The sequence below is a fragment of the Streptomyces sp. NPDC004561 genome (assembly GCF_053602155.1).
In genome coordinates this window covers 1-2,350 of record NZ_JBSGDB010000799.1, presented here as the reverse complement: position 1 = coordinate 2,350, position 2,350 = coordinate 1, and the positions used below count along the sequence as shown (strand labels likewise).

The 2,350-nt window shown below is 72.5% G+C and carries 3 protein-coding genes; all 3 read right to left on the bottom strand.

From position 1 onward, the window contains the following. Positions 1 to 212 precede the first annotated feature (212 nt). Complete coding sequence (locus tag ACWEN3_RS45455; protein WP_452984185.1) at positions 213 to 1,241, bottom strand: 6-phosphofructokinase; 1,029 nt, start codon at positions 1,239 to 1,241, stop codon at positions 213 to 215. A gap of 120 nt (positions 1,242 to 1,361) precedes the next feature. After that, complete coding sequence (locus tag ACWEN3_RS45450; protein ID WP_452984183.1) at positions 1,362 to 2,039, bottom strand: response regulator; 678 nt, start codon at positions 2,037 to 2,039, stop codon at positions 1,362 to 1,364. Then, positions 2,036 to 2,350: ATP-binding protein (locus ACWEN3_RS45445; RefSeq protein ID WP_452984181.1), on the bottom strand; the 315-nt coding region annotated here is incomplete at its 5' end. The genes ACWEN3_RS45450 and ACWEN3_RS45445, both read right to left, overlap by 4 nt.

Genomic DNA, 2,350 nt, shown 5'->3' with positions numbered 1-2,350 from the left:
GCCGCGCTGAACGGCGGCGAGCCCGGGCGGGTCCGGGGACCACTGCGGTCCCGAGGGTGCGGGTCCGGCGGGCGTGCCGGCGGCCCTCTGGGTGCGGCCGGGTCGGTCGCGCGCGGACCGGGCGCGGACCCGGCCGGCCGGCGATCCGCGGGTACGGTTCGGGCGGGCGCCGGGCCCGGGGGGTGCTGCGGGGCCGGGCCCGGGGGTGCCGGTCAGCCGAAGAAGACGCCGACCTCCTTGTACAGCTTCGGGTCGACCGTCTTCAGCTTGGCCGTGGCGTCCGCGAGGGGCACGCGGACGATGTCGGTGCCGCGCAGCGCGACCATCTTGCCGAAGTCGCCCTCCTGGACGCAGTCGACGGCGTGCAGACCGAAGCGGGTGGCGAGCCAGCGGTCGAAGGCGCTCGGGGTGCCGCCGCGCTGGATGTGCCCGAGGACCGTGGTCCGGGCCTCCTTGCCGGTGCGCTTCTCGATCTCCTTGGCCAGCCACTCGCCGATCCCGGACAGCCGGACGTGCCCGAAGGAGTCCAGCGACTCGTCCTTCAGGACCACCTCGCCGTCCTTCGGCATGGCGCCCTCGGCGACCACGACGATCGGGGCGTAGGAGGCCTTGAAGCGGGAGGTGATCCAGGCGCACACCTGGTCGAGGTCGAAGCGCTGCTCGGGGATGAGGATGACGTTGGCGCCGCCGGCCAGCCCGGAGTGCAGGGCGATCCAGCCGGCGTGGCGGCCCATCACCTCGCAGACGAGGACCCGCATATGGGACTCGGCGGTGGTGTGCAGGCGATCGATGGCCTCGGTGGCGATGTTGACGGCGGTGTCGAAGCCGAAGGTGTAGTCGGTGGCGGACAGGTCGTTGTCGATGGTCTTGGGCACGCCGACACAGGGCACGCCGTACTCGTCGGACAGCCGGGCGGCGACCCCGAGGGTGTCCTCGCCGCCGATGGTGATGAGGGCCTCGATCTCCTGCTTGGCCAGGTTGTCCTTGATCCGGCGGATGCCGTTCTCGACCTTGAGCGGATTGGTCCGCGAGGAGCCGAGGACGGTGCCGCCGCGGGGCAGGATGCCCCGCACGGCGGGAATGTCGAGGCGGATGGTGTCGCCCTCGAGGGGTCCCCGCCAGCCGTCCCGGAAGCCGACGAAGTCGTAGCCGTACTCCTGCACGCCCTTGCGTACGACGCCCCGGATGACGGCGTTGAGCCCGGGGCAGTCGCCGCCTCCGGTCAGTACTCCGACACGCATGAAATGTCCCTTCGCCGCGATTGCCTGACGCTCAGTCACGCTAGTGGTGATGCGCGTCACATCGGGAGAGGCGGGAAGGGTGATTCCGGTGCGTTGCGCCCGAAGACGAACGGCCGCGGGCTATTCGTCGTCGAGGCCGCGCTCGATCGCGTACCTCACCAGCTCCACCCGGTTGTGCAGTTGGAGCTTGCCGAGGGTGTTCTGGACGTGGTTCTGCACGGTGCGGTGGGAGATGACGAGGCGTTCGGCGATCTGCTTGTAGCTCAGGCCCTTGGCGACGAGCCGCAGCACCTCCGTCTCCCGCTCGGTCAGCCGGGGCGCGCCCGGCTCTCCGGCGTCGGGCGCGGGGGCCGGCTCGGCGGCCAGGCGGCGGTACTCGCCGAGGACGAGCCCGGCCAGACCCGGGGTGAACACCGGGTCGCCGACCGCGGTGCGGCGCACCGCGTCCAGCAGTTCCTCGGTGGAAGCCGACTTCAGCAGGTAGCCGGTCGCGCCGGACTTGACCGCCTCCAGGACGTCGGCGTGCTCGCCGCTCGCGGAGAGGACCAGGACCCGCAGGGCCGGGTTGTGGGTGACCAGCTCCTTGCACACCTGGACGCCGGGCTTGGCCGGCAGGTTGAGGTCGAGCACGAGGACGTCCGGGGCGGCGGCCCTGGCGCGGCGGACGGCCTGCTCGCCGTCGCCCGCGGTGGCGACCACCTCGAAGCCGGACTCGGCCAGGTCGCGGGCGACCGCGTCGCGCCACATGGGGTGGTCGTCCACCACCATGACCTTGATCGGGTCCTGCCCCTGTGTCATCGCCGCTCCGCCTTCTTCCCCCGCGCCCGTTCGGCGCCCTTCGGTGCTTTCGGTACCTTCAGTTCGACCTCCGTGCCCTGCCCGGGCACGGAGATCAGCTCGGCGCTGCCGCCGAGGTCGCGCAGCCGGCCCCGGATCGACTGGGCGACGCCGAGCCGGCCCTCGCCCTCGGCCTGGGCGAGCCGGCCCTCGGGAATGCCGGGGCCGTCGTCCCGGACGGTGACGACGATCTCCTCGGGCTCGTCCTCGACCAGGATCCAGGCCCGTGCCTCCTCGCCGGCGTGTCCGCGCACGTTGTCCAGGGCGGCCCC

Coding starts and splice junctions, on each gene's coding strand:
- ACWEN3_RS45455 (WP_452984185.1), bottom strand. CDS start 1,241: ATGCGTGTCGGAGTACTGACCGGAGGCGGCGACTGCCCCGGGCTCAAC.
- ACWEN3_RS45450 (WP_452984183.1), bottom strand. CDS start 2,039: ATGACACAGGGGCAGGACCCGATCAAGGTCATGGTGGTGGACGACCAC.